Origin of the sequence: Ferrimonas balearica DSM 9799 (assembly GCF_000148645.1) — a bacterium.
Lineage (GTDB): Bacteria > Pseudomonadota > Gammaproteobacteria > Enterobacterales > Shewanellaceae > Ferrimonas > Ferrimonas balearica.
The window spans coordinates 167,389-183,904 of record NC_014541.1 but is presented as its reverse complement, the minus strand read 5'-3'; the positions used below and the strand labels follow the sequence as shown (position 1 = coordinate 183,904).

The following is a 16,516-nucleotide window of genomic DNA, read 5'->3' as shown; positions in this document are numbered from 1 at the left end:
CGCCTCCTGTTAGTGCTGATGGCCGCTGTGGGCATCAGCCGCTGGCTGGCTCATGCGACGCAGGCTGCCCTGAATGCTGGCTTCGGAGTCGATCAGGAACTGGCCGGACACCACCACCCTATCGCCCTCATTCAGGCCTTCCAGAATTTCAGCCTTGCCCTGGCTCATCATGCCAAGGCGAACCGGTACGGACGCGAAGCTGTTGTCGGCACGCTGTACCACCACCCGGTTCTCCCGGCCGGTCAGAATCAGGGCTTCAGCAGGCACAGTCAGCAGGCCACGGCGGGGACCGCCGTAAAGCTCCACATCCACCAGAGAACCGGGACGCAGTTGGCCGCCGGGACGATTCTCCGGGTTCGGCAGTTTGACCCGCACCTGCAGTGAGCGGGTGACCGGATCCAGTTCCGGGTAGATGTAATCGATCTCACCCTCAATCTCGAACAGACCCTGAGCCGCCGCGGTCACGTCCGCCGGACGCCCCACTTCCAGCCAGCTCTGTTCATTTTCAAAGACATCGGCGATAACCCAGACGGTGGACAGATCCACCAGCTCGATCTGGGTTTTGCCCGGCTCAATGTACATGCCGTCACGAATGTCCATGGTGCTGACCACGCCACTGTGGGGGGCGTAGAAGGGCACGCGATAGAGGCTTTGTCGGGTCTTCTCAAGACGCTGAATCACCTTGTCGCTGATGCCGAGCAGCTCCAGGCGCAGCTTGGCTTTGCGCAGCAACTCTTTGCCTCGGACCGGGTCCTGCCCCAGGTAGTCGAGCGCCTGCAGGTAATCGTCCTGAGCGTTCACCAGTTCCGGCGAATACAGCTCGTACAGGAGCTGGCCTTGCGCCACTTGCTGGCCCACGGAGTTCACCGCCAGTTTCTCCACCCAACCGGTTACCCGGGTGTGGATGTGTGAGATGGCGTCTTCGTTGTACTGCACGGTGCCGAGGGTCTTGATGTAGCGCCACAGGGTGCCGCGCTCAACGGTTTCAGTCCGCACACCGAGGGCTTGTTGCAGGCCGCCGGAAACGCCCACCACCACCTCTTCACTGGCCGCGCCCATCTCCACTTTCTCCAGGTTCATGCCACAGATGGGGCAGGTGCCGGGCTCGTCGGAGACGATCTGCGGGTGCATGGGACACACGTACTTGATGGTGGCTTCACCACCGCTGACCGCCTGTTCCAGTGCGGGAGCGGACGGCAGGGGGTCCAGTTGCATGGTGTGCCCGGCGTGGGGGTCGACCTGCTCTTCCTCCTCCATTTCGGTGAGGAACATATTGCAGATGGGACAACGGTCGCCCTCAACCCCGGTCTCTTCCGGGTGCATCGGGCAAGCGTGGGTGTGGGTCGCCGCACCGTGATCGGCGTGGTCCCCCTCCACCTCAGTCAGGAACATGTTGCAGATGGGGCAACGGTCGCCTTCAACCCCGGTTTCTTGCGGGTGCATCGGGCAAGCGTGGGTGTGGGTTACCGCACCGTGATCGGCGTGACCCTCCCCCTCCACCTCAGTCAGGAACATGTTGCAGATGGGGCAACGGTCGCCTTCAACACCGGTCTGTTCCGGGTGCATCGGGCAAGCGTGAGTGTGGGCCGCGTGTTCTGCGGCACTTTGGGTCACCTGGGGAGCCTGTCCCGGCGCAGCCTGAGCAAGGGTCCAGATCACCGGAGTCAGGGCCAATGCGATCACAATGGCGGTCGCTACCTGGGTTTTCCGTTTGGTTTGGCGGTCCTGGCCGCCGCATGAGCACTTGTTGCACATGACAGGCTCCCTCCTGCTTAGTGGTGCGCGTGGTGGCCGTGACCACCCTGACCGCGCTTAGGCTCCAGCTTCATGCCGCACTTGGGGCAATCGTCGCCAGCCACACCAGTCACCTTCGGGTGCATCGGGCAAACGTGGGTATCAGCCTGAGCCATCTGCTCCAGCTTCATGCCGCACTTCGGGCAGTCGTCGCCAGCCACACCGGTCACCTTGGGGTGCATCGGGCACACGTGGGTGTCCGCCTGGGCAACCTGCTCCAGCTTCATGCCGCACTTCGGACAGTCGTCACCGGCCACACCGGTCACCTTGGGGTGCATAGGGCAGGCGTGGGTATCGCCCTGATGGGCAGCATGGCCCTTACCGGCGTGAGGGCAGGACTCGCCTTTGGCCTGGCCGCAGCAGCCTTTGCGCTCGCCATCCTGCTTGCCATGCGGGCAGTGCTGGGCCTCTTGCGCCTGGTGCGCGGCATGGTCGCCATGATGCCCCATGTTGGCCAGCGCCAGGGGAGACAGAGTCAGAGAAAGGGCCAGGGCGAACACCGCCACGGCACGGGAGTACAGCTTGGTCATGGATCACTCCAAATTCATTCATTGTTGGCCTTAGTGGCCGGTGATCCCCGCGTCCTCGCGGGGGAGCGGGGATCGGTATTGCTCAGACGGGTGTCAAAGTCGTCTGGGATCGCGGGTATGAATGGGTGATCAGGCTATGGGCGGCTTGCTGTCCTGAGACAGGGCCACAGAATGGAAAAACTTGGGCTGAGGCAGGGCGCGCTCAGGGGAGGGTTGCCAGGGTTGCAGGGCTGTGGTCAGCAGAGCAACACCAGCGGGACTGAACACTTTGCACATGCCGCACTCGCCATTACAGGGTGCGTTGGCATCGTGACAATCGTCGGGCTGAGCCATCGACTCACAACAGTCATGGGTAGCGACGGACTGCGCTTTGCAGTGGGCCATCCCATCATGTTGGGAGGTTGAAGCCGCCATCTCGTGATGGGCGTGCATGGCGCTCATCTCGGCCGGGCTCATATCGGGCATCAAATGGACACGAGCAACCGCACCCTGACTGATCAGGGCAACAACCAGCATCAAAGTGCTGAACAGTCGCATCGGGGAAAGTTTCATGTCCATATTGACGGTTAGTGTGACGCAAAGTTCACACAATTCCAATGCCGATACAGGTTAACGAGGCCAGGATCACGGAAAAGATTCACTCGGGAAAACCCTCCTCCGGGAGGAGAGTTTTGGGATTCAACTCAATAGGATAGCGTTTTAGTCCAACCCGGCTTTCAGGGCTTGCTCCGCCGCGGGCAGGAAGATTTCGTTGACCCTAAGTGGGCGTCCGGAAAGGGTAAACTGGCGGCTGCGTCCCCACAGGGGTTCGCTGAAATTCTGCCCCAACTCCAACGCCACCCGGCCCGCACGACTCTTGTGATCATGCCGGGTCAGGTGCAGCTCTCCCCGACTGAGCCGGTCATTGGTAAACAACAGTTCGCCCAGCGGACGCTCGCCCAGGCTGGGGAAATCAATGTCCCCGGCGGCCAGGGTGGCCAGCGGTACCTCAGTCAGCGCATACACCCAGGGAACGCCATCGAGTAACAGCAGCACTTCCCGCTGCCACAGCGGGTCGCCCACCTGCCAGCCGGGGCCGGAATCCAGTGCCAACTCACGCCCTTCCGCCAGCCGTTGTACGTCGAATTGACGACACTGGGTTTTCAACCTGAGGGTCAGTGAGTTTCTGTCCTGCAACCAACTGGCCAGGGCCGGGGGAAGCGGTTGCTCCATGGCGGCAATAAGGGCCTGCATCTGGGACTCCTGTGGCATGATATGGCGCCCATGGTAGCAAAAACCACGGCCATGCCAAGATAGCCCTATTGAGACAAAAATGCGCTACCATAGGCCACTGGTACAGGCAGCAGATTGTCACAATGAAAACAGTTAGATGGATGCTTATGCTGGCAGCGCTGCTGGGTGCAGGCAGTGCGGTAGCAGCCCAGGAAGGCGGCGAGATCGCCCATGACAACTACGGTTACTACGGCCTGGAGCCGGAGATCGTCACCAACTACGTCTCCCCGCGCAAACGCCTGGGCTATGTCCGGGTCAGTGTTGAGCTGATGCTGAAGGACGCCGATACGGTAGAGATGGTAGAGCACCACGCTCCACTGATCCGCGCGACTATCGTCGAGATCCTCGGCCAGCAGCCGGAGGAGAAGATCAAATCGCTCAGCGGTCGCGAAGAGATCCGCCGTGACTGCTTTGAGACGGTCAACAACCTGCTCGCTAAAGAGGTGGGCCAGCCTCTGGTGGCCAACCTGCTGTTCACGCGATACCTCTACGATTAAACGCAAAACGCCCGGGCTCAGCCCGGGCGTTTTGGTTACTGGCGACGTCGGTCAAACACCGCCTGTGCCATCCCCACCAGTAAGCCGCCAAGGTGCGCGGCGTTGGCCATATTCATAAAGCCGGCAAAGCCCATCACCAACCACAGCAGCAGGAAGCCAACGTAGGCCGGCGGTAACGCCAGCGGCGAACGCGGGTCCAGTCGGCCGCTGATCCAGCAATAGCCCACCAGCGCATACACCACGCCGGACAAGCCACCAAAGTTGGGGCCGGAAAAAGCAAACTGAGCCAGGTTAGGCAGGGTGCCCGCTACCAGCAGCAGGATCAGCAGGGTGCCGGTGCCTCGCACCCGCTCGATGCGTCCCCCCAGATACCACCACCACAACAGGTTGAAGATGACGTGCATGGCGGAGAAGTGGATCAGCGACGGGGTAAACAAGCGCCACCACTGGCCCTCCCCCATCGCATCCCAACTGGGGAAGAAGTGCGTCCAGCTGAAAATCAGCTGGTCAAAGCCGAGGATCCAGAACACCCAAATGGCGGACACCACCACCAGCAGTGACAGCGTCAGCGGGCCTGCACCGGACAGGAAGCTGCGCCACAGGCTGCCACCACCACCGTACTGGAACTGCACTTTCGCGTCGCCGGACTGCCAGGATGCGGCCAGGTAACGCTTGTTGTGCGGGTCAGCGACAAACCGTTCGAACTCCTCGCGGCCCCGGTGATGCTGGGCGTCTTCGACCATGACGGCGTAGCCGTCCTCAGCCGCCAGCAACCGGGCTTCAATGCCCTGGCTGCGCAGGTAGTCCACCAACGCCTGGGCCGCGCGCGGATCGCCCAGTACGCCGACCTCCGTCATGGTGCCATCAGCCCTTTGGCTTTGGCGTAGCCTTCATAGCCCCCATCGAGGCTGTATACCTCCTCAAAGCCCTGCTCCGCCAGATAAGCGGCCGCACTCTGGCTGGAGATGCCGTGGTAGCAGCAGACCACCAGCGGCTCATCAAACTCGGCGTTGAGGATAAACTCCGCCAGATTGCCGTTATGCAGATGCTGGGCACCGGGGATGTGGCCGGCGGCAAAGGCGTTCGGGTCCCGAATATCGACAATCTGGGCCGGGCGTTCCGCCAGCAGCGCGTCGAACTGGGGCAGGGGCAAACACTGGTACTGACTCATAGTGTGTCCTAGATAATGCGATGCCCCAGTGTACTGATTTGGCCGGGAGGACAGCAAACCCCCGGCGAAAAAAGGCCCCTCGCGGGGCCTCTGGCTTACAGCAGGGTTGCCATCCACTGCTCCACCGTTCGCGCTTCCAATGCGGTGCGCTGACCCAGTTCATCGACCAGGAATAACCGGGGCATACGGATAAACTGTGGCCAGTCGGACACCCGCTCCGGCGCCTCCACCGCCAGTTGAAAGCGTCCCTCCTGGGGCAGGTTCAGCTTCATCAGCCATACCGGACTGGAGACTGCCGTAGGGGCAAACGGGTCAGCAAAAACGTGGTGGTAACGCAGGCTCAGCACCCGTTCACCGCCCGCCATCTCCAGTTGTTGTTCATCCCCCAACAGGGGAACGCCATCAATGGCCGTCGGCAACAGTCCTTCCGCCAGGGTCAGGGTTGCTGCCGCACCGGCCGGTGCCATCATCAGGGCCACCAGACCCATCATTACCAGAGACTTGTTCATTGTGTTCCTCCACCGGGCCGGGCCCGGTCAATCATGACATCAGGTGTGGATTTGGGGGTGGGTCACGCCACGATCGGAGGACGGAAATGGGCCCTTGGCAGAGGTTCAAGGTAGGTGGGCAGTGGCAGCCCCGGGTAGCGCGGCGTCAGCGCGGGCTGGGTCAAAGAGGGCAGAAAAAACGGGGGAGCGGTCAGTGTCTCGGGTGTGTTGGTTTCGATACTGATGCCCCGCTCGGATGGTAAGGCCACATGACACTCAACGACCCTTAGCCCACACAAAGGCAGGCTGAGCAACAACAACAGCATCGCGAGTGAGCGCCGCATTCCATCTCCCTATGGACCACGACAAAAGAGTTTGAGCGTGCGCCGTAACGGCACCATTGCCGAGCATTTTTTCACCAGCCCGTGAAGCGTTTCACAAAAAAAACGCCTCCGGAGGAGGCGCTTTTTTCAAATGTTATTCAGGCACTTAATCCCAGCTCAGGATCACCTTGCCGGACTGACCGGACCCCATTACGTCAAAGCCCTGTTGGAACTCATCGATGGGGAAACGGTGGGTGATGATGGGACTGATATCCAGGCCGGACTGCAGCAGGCTGGCCATTTTGTACCAGGTCTCGAACATTTCGCGACCGTAGATCCCTTTGATCACCAGGCCCTTGAAGATCACCTGGTTCCAATCAACGCCCATGCTGGAGGGCGGAATGCCCAGCATGGCAATCTTGCCGCCGTGGTTCATGGTCGACAGCATGCTGTTGAACGCGGAGGGCACACCGGACATCTCCAGGCCCACGTCGAAGCCCTCGGTCATGCCCAGTTCGGCCATCACGTCTTCCAGCTTCTCGTTCATCACGTTCACGGCGCGGGTGGCGCCCATTTTGCGTGCCAGGTCCAGCCGGTACTCGTTAACGTCGGTGATCACCACATGACGGGCGCCCACGTGCTTACATACGGCTGCCGCCATGATGCCGATCGGGCCTGCACCGGTGATCAGCACATCTTCGCCCACCAGATCGAACGACAGTGCGGTGTGCACCGCGTTACCGAAGGGGTCGAAGATGGAAGCCAAATCGTCGGAGATGTCGTCCGGGATCTTGAACGCGTTAAAGGCCGGGATCACCAGGTACTCCGCGAAGGAGCCTTCCCGGTTCACGCCGACACCGGTGGTGTTGCGGCACAGGTGGGTGCGGCCACCACGGCAGTTTCGGCAGTGACCACAGGTGATGTGGCCTTCACCGGAAACCCGGTCGCCTACCGCAAATCCGCGGACTTCCTGGCCGATGGCGACCACTTCACCAACATACTCATGACCGACAACCATCGGGACCGGAATGGTCTTCTGTGACCATTCATCCCAGTTGTAGATGTGCATATCGGTACCGCAGATGGCGGTTTTCTTAATCTTGATCAGCAGGTCGTTGTGGCCCAGCTCCGGCTTGGGCACGTCCACCATCCAGATCCCTTTTTCCGGGTGCAGCTTGGAAAGTGCTTTCATCATCAATGCTCTCAAATGATGCCCAGTTCTTTGGCAATGCGGGTGAAGGCTTCGATCGCCTTGTCCAGCTGCTCACGGGTGTGGGCGGCAGACATCTGGGTACGAATGCGGGCCTGGCCTTTCGGTACCACCGGGAAGGAGAAGCCGATCACGTAGATCCCTTCCTTCAGCAGGCGGTCAGCGAACTCTGAAGCCAGTGCGGCGTCACCGATCATCACCGGGATGATGGCGTGGTCAGCCCCCGCCAGGGTAAAGCCCGCGGCGCTCATCTGCTCACGGAAGTAAGCGGCGTTCTGCCACAGTTGCGCCCGCAGGGCATCGCCCTCTTTCATCATATCCAGCACCTGGATGGAGGCGGATACGATGGCCGGAGCCAGGGAGTTGGAGAACAGGTAGGGACGGGAGCGTTGACGCAGCCAGTCGATCACCTCTTTTTTGCCGGAAGTGAAACCGCCGGAGGCGCCACCCAGCGCTTTACCCAGGGTGCCGGTGATGATGTCGACACGGTCCATCACCTGACAGTACTCGTGGGTACCACGGCCGCCTTCGCCGACAAAACCCACGGCGTGGGAATCGTCCACCATCACCAGGGCGCCGTACTTTTCGGCCAGGTCACACACCGCCTGCAGCTTGGCAATCACACCATCCATGGAGAACACGCCATCGGTGGCGATCAGGATGTTGCGGGCACCCGCTTCGCGCGCTTGCTGCAGGCAGCTTTCCAGTTCCGCCATGTCGTTGTTGGCGTAACGGAAGCGCTTGGCTTTACACAGACGCACGCCATCGATGATGGAGGCATGGTTGAGCGCGTCGGAGACGATGGCGTCTTCCGGGCCCAGCAGGGTTTCAAACAGACCCGCGTTGGCATCAAAGCAGGAGGAGTACAGGATGGTGTCTTCCATCCCCAGGAACTCGGACAGCTTCTGCTCGAGCACCTTGTGGATGTCCTGAGTGCCGCAGATAAAGCGCACGGAGGCCATGCCGAAACCGTGGTCGTCCAGACCCGCCTTGGCCGCTTCGATCAGGGCCGGGTGGTTGGCCAGGCCAAGGTAGTTGTTGGCGCAGAAGTTGATTACCTGCTCGCCGCTGGCCACCTCAATGGCCGCCTGCTGCGCGGTGGTGATAACGCGCTCGTTCTTGTACAGGCCGTCCGCTTTGACCTGCTCAAGCTGGTCGCGGATCTGCTGGTAAAAGGCGGAAGTGGACATGCTGTCTCCTATGGGTCCGTCTCGTTGTTATTGTTGGCTTGACGCTGGGTCAGAGTGGCGCCCATTTTAGCCGCCACTGCGGGGGATTGCAGCTTATCGGAGACTGGCCCGACAAGCCCGGGTGTCAACCGTGGGCCAAAGCCCGGTAATGCGCCACCAGGCGCTCGAAGTCGGCGCGGGCCGGCTCCGCAATATAACCGTGGAACATGGCCAAAATCTGCAGTACGCCCTGAGACACGCCCTGCTCAGTGATGGGCTTATCCAGAGCCTGGGTGTAAAGGTGACTGATCCAGAAGGTGACCACCATCTTGATGCCCTCGGCAAACTCATCCAGATAAGCATCATCAATCACCATCATCCCCTGGGCCTTCAGCATCCGCAGGTTATTGGTGGCGGTTTCCAGTACCCGGTGGTGGGCCTGCAGGTAACGTTTGTGCAGTTCCGGGTCACGGGCCAGGATCTCCGGCAGGCTGGCGTACAGAAAGCGAAAGCGCCACATCCCTTCGAACATCCCGTCGAGGTAGCGCTTCATCACGCCGAACGCGGTCTCGTCGTCGCTGGGGCCGTACGCCTCCTCCAGGTAAGCCTCATACTGGGCAAACAGGGCCCGGATGATCTGCTCTTTATTGCGGAAGTGGTAGTACAGATTGCCCGGGCTGATGCCCAGATGCGCGGCAATATGATTGGTGGTGACGGCCCGTTCGCCGTGCTCGTTAAAGAGCTCGCAACTGGCCTCAATGATGCGATCTTTGGTTTTCATACTGTCACCTGTCCATAAGATGGCCGCTAGAGTAGCATTGCCGCCATATCAGGCCAATGGCCGCGCAGTTAGCCGGGATGGATAAGGTCAACAAATCGTTAGCATTTGAAAGCCCCCCTGCCCTTCCCTATCATCAACGCAAACGCCCTTTTGGACCTGCAATGAACCGCCTGTTCTACAGCCTGGTGCTGACCCTGCTTCTCCCCGTTGTTCTCGCCTACCTGCTTTGGCGCAGCCGCAAGGCGCCCGCCTACCGGCAGCGCTGGGGCGAACGGCTTGGCCTGACCCTGCCCAAGGTCAATGACGCCATCGTGGTGCATTGCGCCTCCATGGGGGAAACCCTGGCAGCGGTACCGTTGATTGAAGCGCTTCGGGCCCGCTACCCGGACAAGCCGGTGCTGGTCACCTCCTTCACCCCCAGTGGTTCAGAGCAGGTCAAACAACGCTTCGGCGACAGCGTGGCCCACGCCTATCTGCCGCTGGACCTGCCCTTTATCACCCGCCGCTTTATCCGCCGTGTCCGTCCCGCCATGGTGGTGCTGATGGAAACTGAGTTGTGGCCAAACCTGATTCACCAGTGCCATCGCCAGCGGGTGCCGGTGATGCTCTCCAACGCCCGCATGTCCGAGCGCAGTGCCCGTGGCTACGCCCGTTTCCCCAGACTGACCCGTCCCATGCTGGGCGAGCTGGATGCGGTGGCGGCACAGAGCGCGGAAGATGGTGCCCGGTTGGTCACCCTGGGGTTGGATCCGGCCAAGCTGACCATCTGCGGCAGCCTGAAGTTTGATCTCGACCTGAGCCGCGCCAACCTCGCCGACCTGCGTCAGGCCCGTGAGCAGGGCTTTGGCCAGCGCAAAATTTGGTGTGCAGGTTCCACCCACCCCGGCGAGTTCGAGCAAGCTCTGTCGGCCCATCGCGCCCTGCTGCGCCTGCATCCGGACCTGTTACTGCTGCTGGTGCCGCGCCATCCGGAGCAGTTTGACCACGCCGAAGCCCTGGCTCAACAAGCCGGCTTTGTGACCGCACGGCGCACCGGCGGCGACAGTGTCGAGGAGTCGGTGCAGGTGGTGATTGGCGATACCATGGGCGAGCTGCTCACCCTGTATGGACTGGCGGATGCGGCGTTTGTCGGTGGCAGCCTGATTGAGCGCGGAGGCCACAATCCGCTGGAACCGGCGGCACTAGGTAAGCCGGTGCTGATGGGCCCGCACTTCTTCAATTTCCAGGAGATTGGCCAGGCCCTGTTGCAGGCCGGTGGCATGACGCTGGTCAACAACGCCGATGAACTGGCCGACCAGCTGGAGCACCTGCTGTCCCTGCGCAAGCAGGCCGAACAGATGGGCCATCAGGGCCAGCGAGTGGTGGACACCAATCGCGGTGCCACCGAGCGTCAGCTGGCGCTGGCCAGTTCGCTGTTGTAACCCGCCATCAATGCGGCCCAGTCGGCCGCATCATCATAGTGCAGGCCGGCCACCCGGCCCTGCTCCTTCAGCAAAGAGCGACGCAGTCGTGCCAGATTGGCCTGTTGCCAGTCGGTGGCGGGGTTGCGCAGCTCTCCCCGGTCAAAATCGATCAGGAAGAACTCTCCCTGGCTAAGCAGGATGTTGCGGGCGTTGAGATCCGCGTGGTACACCCCTTCGCGATGAAAGCGCGCCAGCACGGCGCCCAACGCCTGCCAACGCGCTGCGGCCATCGCCCCGCCAGACAGGTGCTTCACCATATCCTGGCTCTGCGGCAGCATCTCGGTCAGCAGGTCGGCGCGGTAGTTCAGCCCGGTGCGGGTCAGGCGCGCCGCCACCGGCGTGGCCACCGGCAGTCCCTTCGCTTTCAGCGCGACCATCAGGCTCAACTCCTGCCAGGGCCGGCTGCGCTGCTCACCAAGGTAGAGATAACCGTCTTTAAACAGCTTGCCCGGCAACCCACCACGCCAGTAATGGCGCAGCACATAGCGGCGGTCATCCTGCTGGAAAAACCAGGCCGGATTACGGCCGGAGCTGTCAGAGCTGCCGGTCACCCACCCCTGCTCACGCAGCCATGCTGGCTCAAACCAGTTGGCATCGAGGGTCGCCGGAGCGGCCTCCGCCAGATAGACGCGATGTGGGGGGAAGTTGAGGATCTTCATGGGCTTTTCCTTGGTAGAGCCGGGTATTTTATTTACACTTGATGCACCTCGGCAAATTTTGCGTTCCTGATGCCCCAACTCCCCACCCTGCCTGAATCACCGCGAAGCATCGTGGTTTTACGCTTGTCCGCCATTGGCGATGTCTGCCATGCGGTGGCGGCCGTGCAGGCGATACAACGTCGTCATCCCGACGCCGAACTCACCTGGGTCGTTGGCAAGGTTGAAGCCAGTCTACTGGCTGGCCTGCCCGGCGTCGAACTGGTGCCGTTCGATAAGTCCAAAGGCGTGCAGGGCTATCGTGAACTGTGGCAACGGCTCCGTGGCCGCCAGTTTGATGTGCTGCTGCATATGCAGGTGGCACTGCGTGCTTCCGTCGCCTCGCTGGGGATCCGGGCGAAGGTCAAATTGGGCTTCGACAAGAGCCGGGCGAAAGAGGGCCAGTGGCTGTTCACCAATCAACGCATCGCCGCCCAGCACGAACCCCATGTGCTGGAAGGCTTTATGGGCTTTGCCCGCCACCTCGGCGTGACCGACACCCAGCCCCGCTGGCAGATCCCGGTCGGTGAAGACGATCAAGCGTTTGCCCTGACCCAGATCCCCGATGACCGTCCCACCGCCATCATCTGTGCCTCCGCCAGCAAGGCCGAGCGCAACTGGCTGCCGGAGCGCTACGCCGAAGTCGCTGACCAGTTGGTCACACAAGGCTACCAGGTGCTGTTGTGCGGCGGCCCGGCACAACACGAGCATGAACTGGCTCGTGCCATTGAAGCGCAGGCCCGACAACCGCTGCTCAATCTGGTCGGCCAGACCAGTCTGAAATCCCTGCTGGCGCTGCTGCGCCGCGCCAAAGTGGTGCTGGCTCCGGATACCGGCCCGGCCCATATGGCGGTCACTCAGGGCACCCCGGTAGTGGCCCTGATGGCCCACTCCAACCCCAGTCGCACCGGCCCCTATGGCCAGGGCGACACCACCGTCAGCTGCTACCAGCAACACGTCGAGAACCAACAGGGCAAACCGCTGTCTCAACTGCGTTGGGGCACCCGGGCCAAAGGCCCGGAGCTGATGGCCAGCATCGACACCGCCAGTGTCATGGCGGCAATAAACCGGGCCCTCAGCCGGTAAGCCTGAAATCACGGCATATACTGTTAATGCATTTGGATTTCTTCCGGTTTTCCTGACTGAGGGGTGGGCGAATGAAAGTAACGGTATTTGGTGTGGGCTACGTGGGCCTGGTACAAGCGTCGGTACTGGCCGACGTGGGCCATGAGGTGTGCTGTGTGGATGTCGATCAGGACAAGGTCGACCGATTGAATCAGGGCCTGATCCCCATCTACGAACCCGGCCTTGAGCCGATGGTGCGCCACAACCACGATGCCGGTCGCCTGACCTTTACCACCGACGCCGCCGCCGGGGTTCACCACGGCAAAGTGCAGTTTATCGCCGTGGGCACTCCGCCGGATGAGGATGGCAGCGCCGATCTCCAGTACGTTCTGGCGGTGGCGGACACCATCGCCCGCCATATGGACAGCCCCAAAGTGGTGGTGGACAAATCCACGGTGCCGGTGGGCACCGCCGACAAAGTGCGGCAACGGATCGCCAGTGTGCTGAAAGAACGCGGCGCGGATGTCGCCTTTCAGGTGGTCTCCAACCCGGAGTTTCTCAAAGAGGGCGCCGCGGTTGCCGATTGCATGCGGCCGGACCGTATCGTGATCGGCAGTGATGATGAGGTGGCCATTGAGGTGATGCGGGAGTTGTACGAACCCTTTAATCGCCAGCAGGAACGCACCGTCATCATGGACGTGCGCAGCGCTGAACTGACCAAGTACGCCGCCAACTGCATGCTGGCCACCAAGATCTCCTTTATGAACGAGATGGCCAACCTGGCCGAAAAGCTGGGCGCCGATATCGAAGCGGTGCGCCGGGGCATCGGCTCAGACCCCCGCATCGGCTACCACTTTATCTACCCCGGCTGCGGTTATGGCGGCTCCTGCTTTCCCAAGGATGTGCAGGCGCTGATCCGCGCCGCTGACGGCATCGGCCATGACGCCAAGATCCTCAAGGCGGTGGAGCAGGTCAACGACGACCAGAAAACCGTGCTGATGCGCAACATCCGCCGCCACTTCGGCGACGACCTCAAGGGCAGAACCATCGCCCTGTGGGGACTGGCCTTTAAGCCCAACACCGACGACATGCGCGAAGCGCCCAGTCGGGTGTTGCTGGCTGCACTGTGGGAGGCCGGCGCCAGAGTGCAGGCCTATGACCCGGAAGCAATGGAGGAGACCCAGCGCATCTTCGGTCATCGCGACAATCTGGTGCTGATGGGCACCAAGGAAGCGGCTCTCAAGGGGGCCGATGCGCTGGTGATCTGCACCGAATGGCAGGCTTTCCGCGCCCCCGATTTCGATTTTATTCAGCAGGAATTGCGCCAGCCCGTGATTTTTGACGGCAGAAACCTGTACGATCCCGAGCGTCTGGCCAAGCGCGGCTTCCATTACTATGGGATTGGCCGCGGCCTGAGCATTACCCAGGAGTAAACATGAAAATTTTGGTGACCGGCGCCGCTGGTTTTATCGGCTTTTACGTCAGCAGCCGTTTGCTTGAACAGGGCCACCAGGTGGTGGGTCTGGACAACCTCAATGATTACTACGACGTCAGCCTCAAGGAAGCGCGACTGGCTCAGCTGACCGCCCAGGACAACTTCGAGTTCAGCCGTACCGACCTCTCTGACCGCGAGGCGATGGCCGCGCTGTTCCAGAACCATCAGTTCGACCGTGTGGTGCACCTGGCGGCTCAGGCCGGGGTACGTTACTCCCTCGACAACCCGATGGCCTACGTCGACAGCAACCTGACCGGCATGGTGACCATTCTGGAAGGCTGCCGTCAGACCAAGGTGCCGCACCTGGTCTACGCCAGCTCCTCCTCGGTGTACGGCATGAACAAGAAGGTGCCGTTCTCCGAAGCCGATGCGGTAGACCACCCCATCAGCCTGTATGCGGCCACCAAGAAGTCCAACGAGCTGATGGCGCACACCTACAGCCACCTCTACGGCATCCCGACCACCGGCCTGCGCTTCTTCACCGTGTACGGCCCCTGGGGTCGCCCGGATATGGCCGCGTTTAAGTTCACCAAGAAGATCCTCGCCGGTGAGCCCATCGATGTGTACAACTACGGCAAACTGAGCCGCGACTTCACCTACATCGACGACATCGTTGAAGGGGTGCTGCGGGTGATGGAAGCGATTCCGAGCGCCGACGCTGAGCGCGACTGCGACCGTCCTGATCGCTCCACCGCGCCCTACGCCCTCTACAACATCGGAAACCACCAGCCGGTGGAACTGCTGACCTTTATCCAGACGCTGGAAAAGGCTCTGGGCGTTGAAGCCAATCTCAACATGATGCCGATGCAGCCCGGTGACGTGTACACCACCTACGCCGACACCGACAACCTGCGCGACGCCGTCGGCTTCAGCCCGGACACCTCACTGGCCGATGGCCTGCAGCGTTTTGCCGACTGGTACCGAAGCTTCTACCAGATCTAAATCAGAAAAAGTGCAGAAATCACGGGGATCGCAGAGCGATCCCCGTTTTGTTCTGTTTACAGACAGCATACAGCGGGTAAGTTAGTGCCTTGGTGAACCACCCGAGGCAAAGCATGACCCCAGTCCGCGTCCTTGTAATCGAGCGAGAGTACCGCAGCAACATCAATCCAATCCGCCCGGAGGCCGCCCAGATTGCGGCGCTGCACCAGACCGGACAGGTGCGGGTCACCGTGATGTGCAACCCTGGCAGCATTCTCGAAGACTACTACCGGGAACGGGGAATCGAGGTGATCCCGCAGCCGCTTGAGCGCAAGCTCTCCCTCTCCGCCATTCGCCATATCCGCCGGGTGATCCGCAGTCACCGCATCCAACTGCTCCACCTGTTTTCCAACACGCCGGTCAGTAACGGGGCTACTGCCGCCATCGGCCTGCCCGTCAAAGTCATCGCCTATCGGGGCCAAACCGGCAACATTCGCCGCTTCGACCCATCCAGTTACCTCTCCATGCTGCACCCGCGCATCGATAAGATCATCTGCGTCGCCAAAGCGGTCGAACAGGATCTGGCCCGCCACGTGCGCCAACCGGAAAAGCGGCTGGCCACGGTGTACAAGGGGCATGACCCCAGCTGGTACCAGAATCCCCCGGCGGACCTCAGCGCCCTGAACCTGCCGGAGGGGGCATTTACCGTTTCACTGGTGGCCAATCTGCGCCCCCGTAAGGGGCTGCAGGTGCTGATGGACGCCACCCACATCTGGCCAGCGGGACACAATATCCATCTGCTGCTGGTGGGCGCTGAGCCCGACAACCCGAAGATTCAGCAGATGATCGCCAACAGTGGCTGCCCGAACCAGATCCACCCGCTGGGGTGGCGCAATGATGCCCCGGAAGTGGCCGCCGCCAGCGACCTGACGGTGCTGCCCACCCTGAAGCGCGAAGGGCTGTGCCGGGCGGTATTGGAGGCCAACTCCTACGGCACCCCGGCCGTCATGTCGGACACCGGCGGTAACGCTGAATTGGTGGCGGATGGAGAAACGGGGTTGATTGTGCCCCCCGGCGACGCGAGGGCACTGGCGGAGGCCATCTACCGGCTCTATCAGGACCCGGCTCTGACCGCGCGCTTTGGCGCTGCCGCTAAGCAGCGCATCATCGACAAGTTCAATGTGGAACAGGGGGTAGAAGCGACCTTGGCGATCTATAAGGCGTTGGCTGCGGAACTGGCTTAACGGGGCGGGGCGGAGCGCACCACTTCGATCAGCTCGGTGGTGGAGATGGCCGGGGTGCGGGGCAGGTACTGCACCTGACACAGGGTATTGAGATGGTCGAACTTGCCGCTCCAGTCGTCGCCCATCACCAGGCAATCAGCGCCATAGCGCTGGATGTACTCTGCCTTCTGCTCCAGCGATTCCTCAACAAACACCTTATCCACGCAGGCCAGCGCCGCCAGAATGCGCATGCGGTCATCCTGGTTGCAGATGGGGTAGCGCCCCTTCTTGGCAAAGTTCAGTGCGTCGGAGGACACCCCCACCACCAGGCTGTCGCCCATCGATCGGGCCCGCTCAAGGATATTGAGGTGGCCGACGTGGAACATATCAAAGGTGCCAAAGGTGATGATGCGCATTGA

General features: G+C 61.5%; 18 protein-coding genes. 6 read left to right on the top strand and 12 right to left on the bottom strand.

From position 1 onward, the window contains the following. Positions 1-9 precede the first annotated feature (9 nt). The 4 genes from FBAL_RS00840 to FBAL_RS00825 all read right to left on the bottom strand — a co-directional run bounded on the left by FBAL_RS00840 (position 10) and on the right by FBAL_RS00825 (position 3,557). Complete coding sequence (locus tag FBAL_RS00840; RefSeq protein WP_013343682.1) at positions 10-1,755, bottom strand: efflux RND transporter periplasmic adaptor subunit; 1,746 nt, start codon at positions 1,753-1,755, stop codon at positions 10-12. A 17-nt stretch (positions 1,756-1,772) separates the two neighbouring features. Beyond that, a complete protein-coding gene (locus tag FBAL_RS19445; protein WP_013343681.1) occupies positions 1,773-2,324 on the bottom strand; it encodes a heavy metal-binding domain-containing protein in 552 nt (183 codons plus the stop codon). A gap of 129 nt (positions 2,325-2,453) precedes the next feature. Further along, entirely contained in the window at positions 2,454-2,876 is a 423-nt protein-coding gene (locus FBAL_RS00830) for a hypothetical protein (RefSeq protein ID WP_148226690.1), read from the bottom strand. 147 nt (positions 2,877-3,023) lie between these two features. Then, the gene (locus FBAL_RS00825) at positions 3,024-3,557 is read right to left on the bottom strand and encodes a chorismate--pyruvate lyase family protein (protein ID WP_013343679.1); all 534 of its coding nucleotides are present in this window, start codon (positions 3,555-3,557) and stop codon (positions 3,024-3,026) included. A gap of 146 nt (positions 3,558-3,703) precedes the next feature. On the opposite strand from FBAL_RS00825, the gene FBAL_RS00820 reads away from it, so the two are divergent. Beyond that, entirely contained in the window at positions 3,704-4,093 is a 390-nt protein-coding gene (locus FBAL_RS00820) for a flagellar basal body-associated protein FliL (RefSeq protein WP_013343678.1), read from the top strand. Between the two features lie 35 nt (positions 4,094-4,128). On the opposite strand, the gene glpG is transcribed toward FBAL_RS00820, so the two are convergent. The 6 genes from glpG to FBAL_RS00790 all read right to left on the bottom strand — a co-directional run bounded on the left by glpG (position 4,129) and on the right by FBAL_RS00790 (position 9,235). Further along, positions 4,129-4,950, bottom strand: coding sequence for a rhomboid family intramembrane serine protease GlpG (gene glpG, locus FBAL_RS00815; RefSeq protein WP_013343677.1), 822 nt, complete (start codon positions 4,948-4,950; stop codon positions 4,129-4,131). Further along, the gene (gene glpE / locus FBAL_RS00810) at positions 4,947-5,264 is read right to left on the bottom strand and encodes a thiosulfate sulfurtransferase GlpE (RefSeq protein WP_013343676.1); all 318 of its coding nucleotides are present in this window, start codon (positions 5,262-5,264) and stop codon (positions 4,947-4,949) included. Before glpE ends, glpG begins: the two co-directional genes overlap by 4 nt. Positions 5,265-5,359: 95 nt before the next feature. Further along, entirely contained in the window at positions 5,360-5,773 is a 414-nt protein-coding gene (locus FBAL_RS00805) for a DUF2057 family protein (RefSeq protein ID WP_013343675.1), read from the bottom strand. Between the two features lie 468 nt (positions 5,774-6,241). Further along, positions 6,242-7,267 (bottom strand): L-threonine 3-dehydrogenase, encoded by a 1,026-nt coding sequence (gene tdh, locus FBAL_RS00800; RefSeq protein ID WP_216086816.1) that lies wholly within the window; start codon positions 7,265-7,267, stop codon positions 6,242-6,244. A gap of 11 nt (positions 7,268-7,278) precedes the next feature. After that, the gene (locus FBAL_RS00795) at positions 7,279-8,475 is read right to left on the bottom strand and encodes a glycine C-acetyltransferase (protein ID WP_013343672.1); all 1,197 of its coding nucleotides are present in this window, start codon (positions 8,473-8,475) and stop codon (positions 7,279-7,281) included. Positions 8,476-8,599: 124 nt separating this feature from the next. Then, positions 8,600-9,235 (bottom strand): TetR/AcrR family transcriptional regulator, encoded by a 636-nt coding sequence (locus FBAL_RS00790; RefSeq protein WP_013343671.1) that lies wholly within the window; start codon positions 9,233-9,235, stop codon positions 8,600-8,602. Between the two features lie 161 nt (positions 9,236-9,396). On the opposite strand from FBAL_RS00790, the gene waaA reads away from it, so the two are divergent. Then, a complete protein-coding gene (gene waaA / locus FBAL_RS00785) occupies positions 9,397-10,656 on the top strand; it encodes a lipid IV(A) 3-deoxy-D-manno-octulosonic acid transferase (protein ID WP_013343670.1) in 1,260 nt (419 codons plus the stop codon). On the opposite strand, the gene FBAL_RS00780 is transcribed toward waaA, so the two are convergent. Further along, a complete protein-coding gene (locus FBAL_RS00780; RefSeq protein ID WP_013343669.1) occupies positions 10,626-11,357 on the bottom strand; it encodes a 3-deoxy-D-manno-octulosonic acid kinase in 732 nt (243 codons plus the stop codon). The genes waaA and FBAL_RS00780 overlap by 31 nt on opposite strands. 69 nt (positions 11,358-11,426) lie before the next feature. On the opposite strand from FBAL_RS00780, the gene FBAL_RS00775 reads away from it, so the two are divergent. From FBAL_RS00775 to FBAL_RS00760, 4 genes are all read left to right on the top strand, one after another. After that, entirely contained in the window at positions 11,427-12,479 is a 1,053-nt protein-coding gene (locus FBAL_RS00775; protein ID WP_013343668.1) for a glycosyltransferase family 9 protein, read from the top strand. A 71-nt stretch (positions 12,480-12,550) separates the two neighbouring features. Next, positions 12,551-13,891 (top strand): UDP-glucose dehydrogenase family protein, encoded by a 1,341-nt coding sequence (locus FBAL_RS00770; protein ID WP_013343667.1) that lies wholly within the window; start codon positions 12,551-12,553, stop codon positions 13,889-13,891. A gap of 2 nt (positions 13,892-13,893) precedes the next feature. Next, the gene (locus tag FBAL_RS00765) at positions 13,894-14,895 is read left to right on the top strand and encodes an NAD-dependent epimerase (RefSeq protein WP_013343666.1); all 1,002 of its coding nucleotides are present in this window, start codon (positions 13,894-13,896) and stop codon (positions 14,893-14,895) included. A 113-nt stretch (positions 14,896-15,008) separates the two neighbouring features. Further along, complete coding sequence (locus FBAL_RS00760) at positions 15,009-16,118, top strand: glycosyltransferase (protein WP_013343665.1); 1,110 nt, start codon at positions 15,009-15,011, stop codon at positions 16,116-16,118. Here the strand turns inward: FBAL_RS00760 and FBAL_RS00755 are convergent. Then, complete coding sequence (locus FBAL_RS00755; protein ID WP_013343664.1) at positions 16,115-16,513, bottom strand: FAD synthase family protein; 399 nt, start codon at positions 16,511-16,513, stop codon at positions 16,115-16,117. The two genes, FBAL_RS00760 and FBAL_RS00755, sit on opposite strands and share 4 nt — an antisense overlap. Positions 16,514-16,516: the final 3 nt, after the last annotated feature.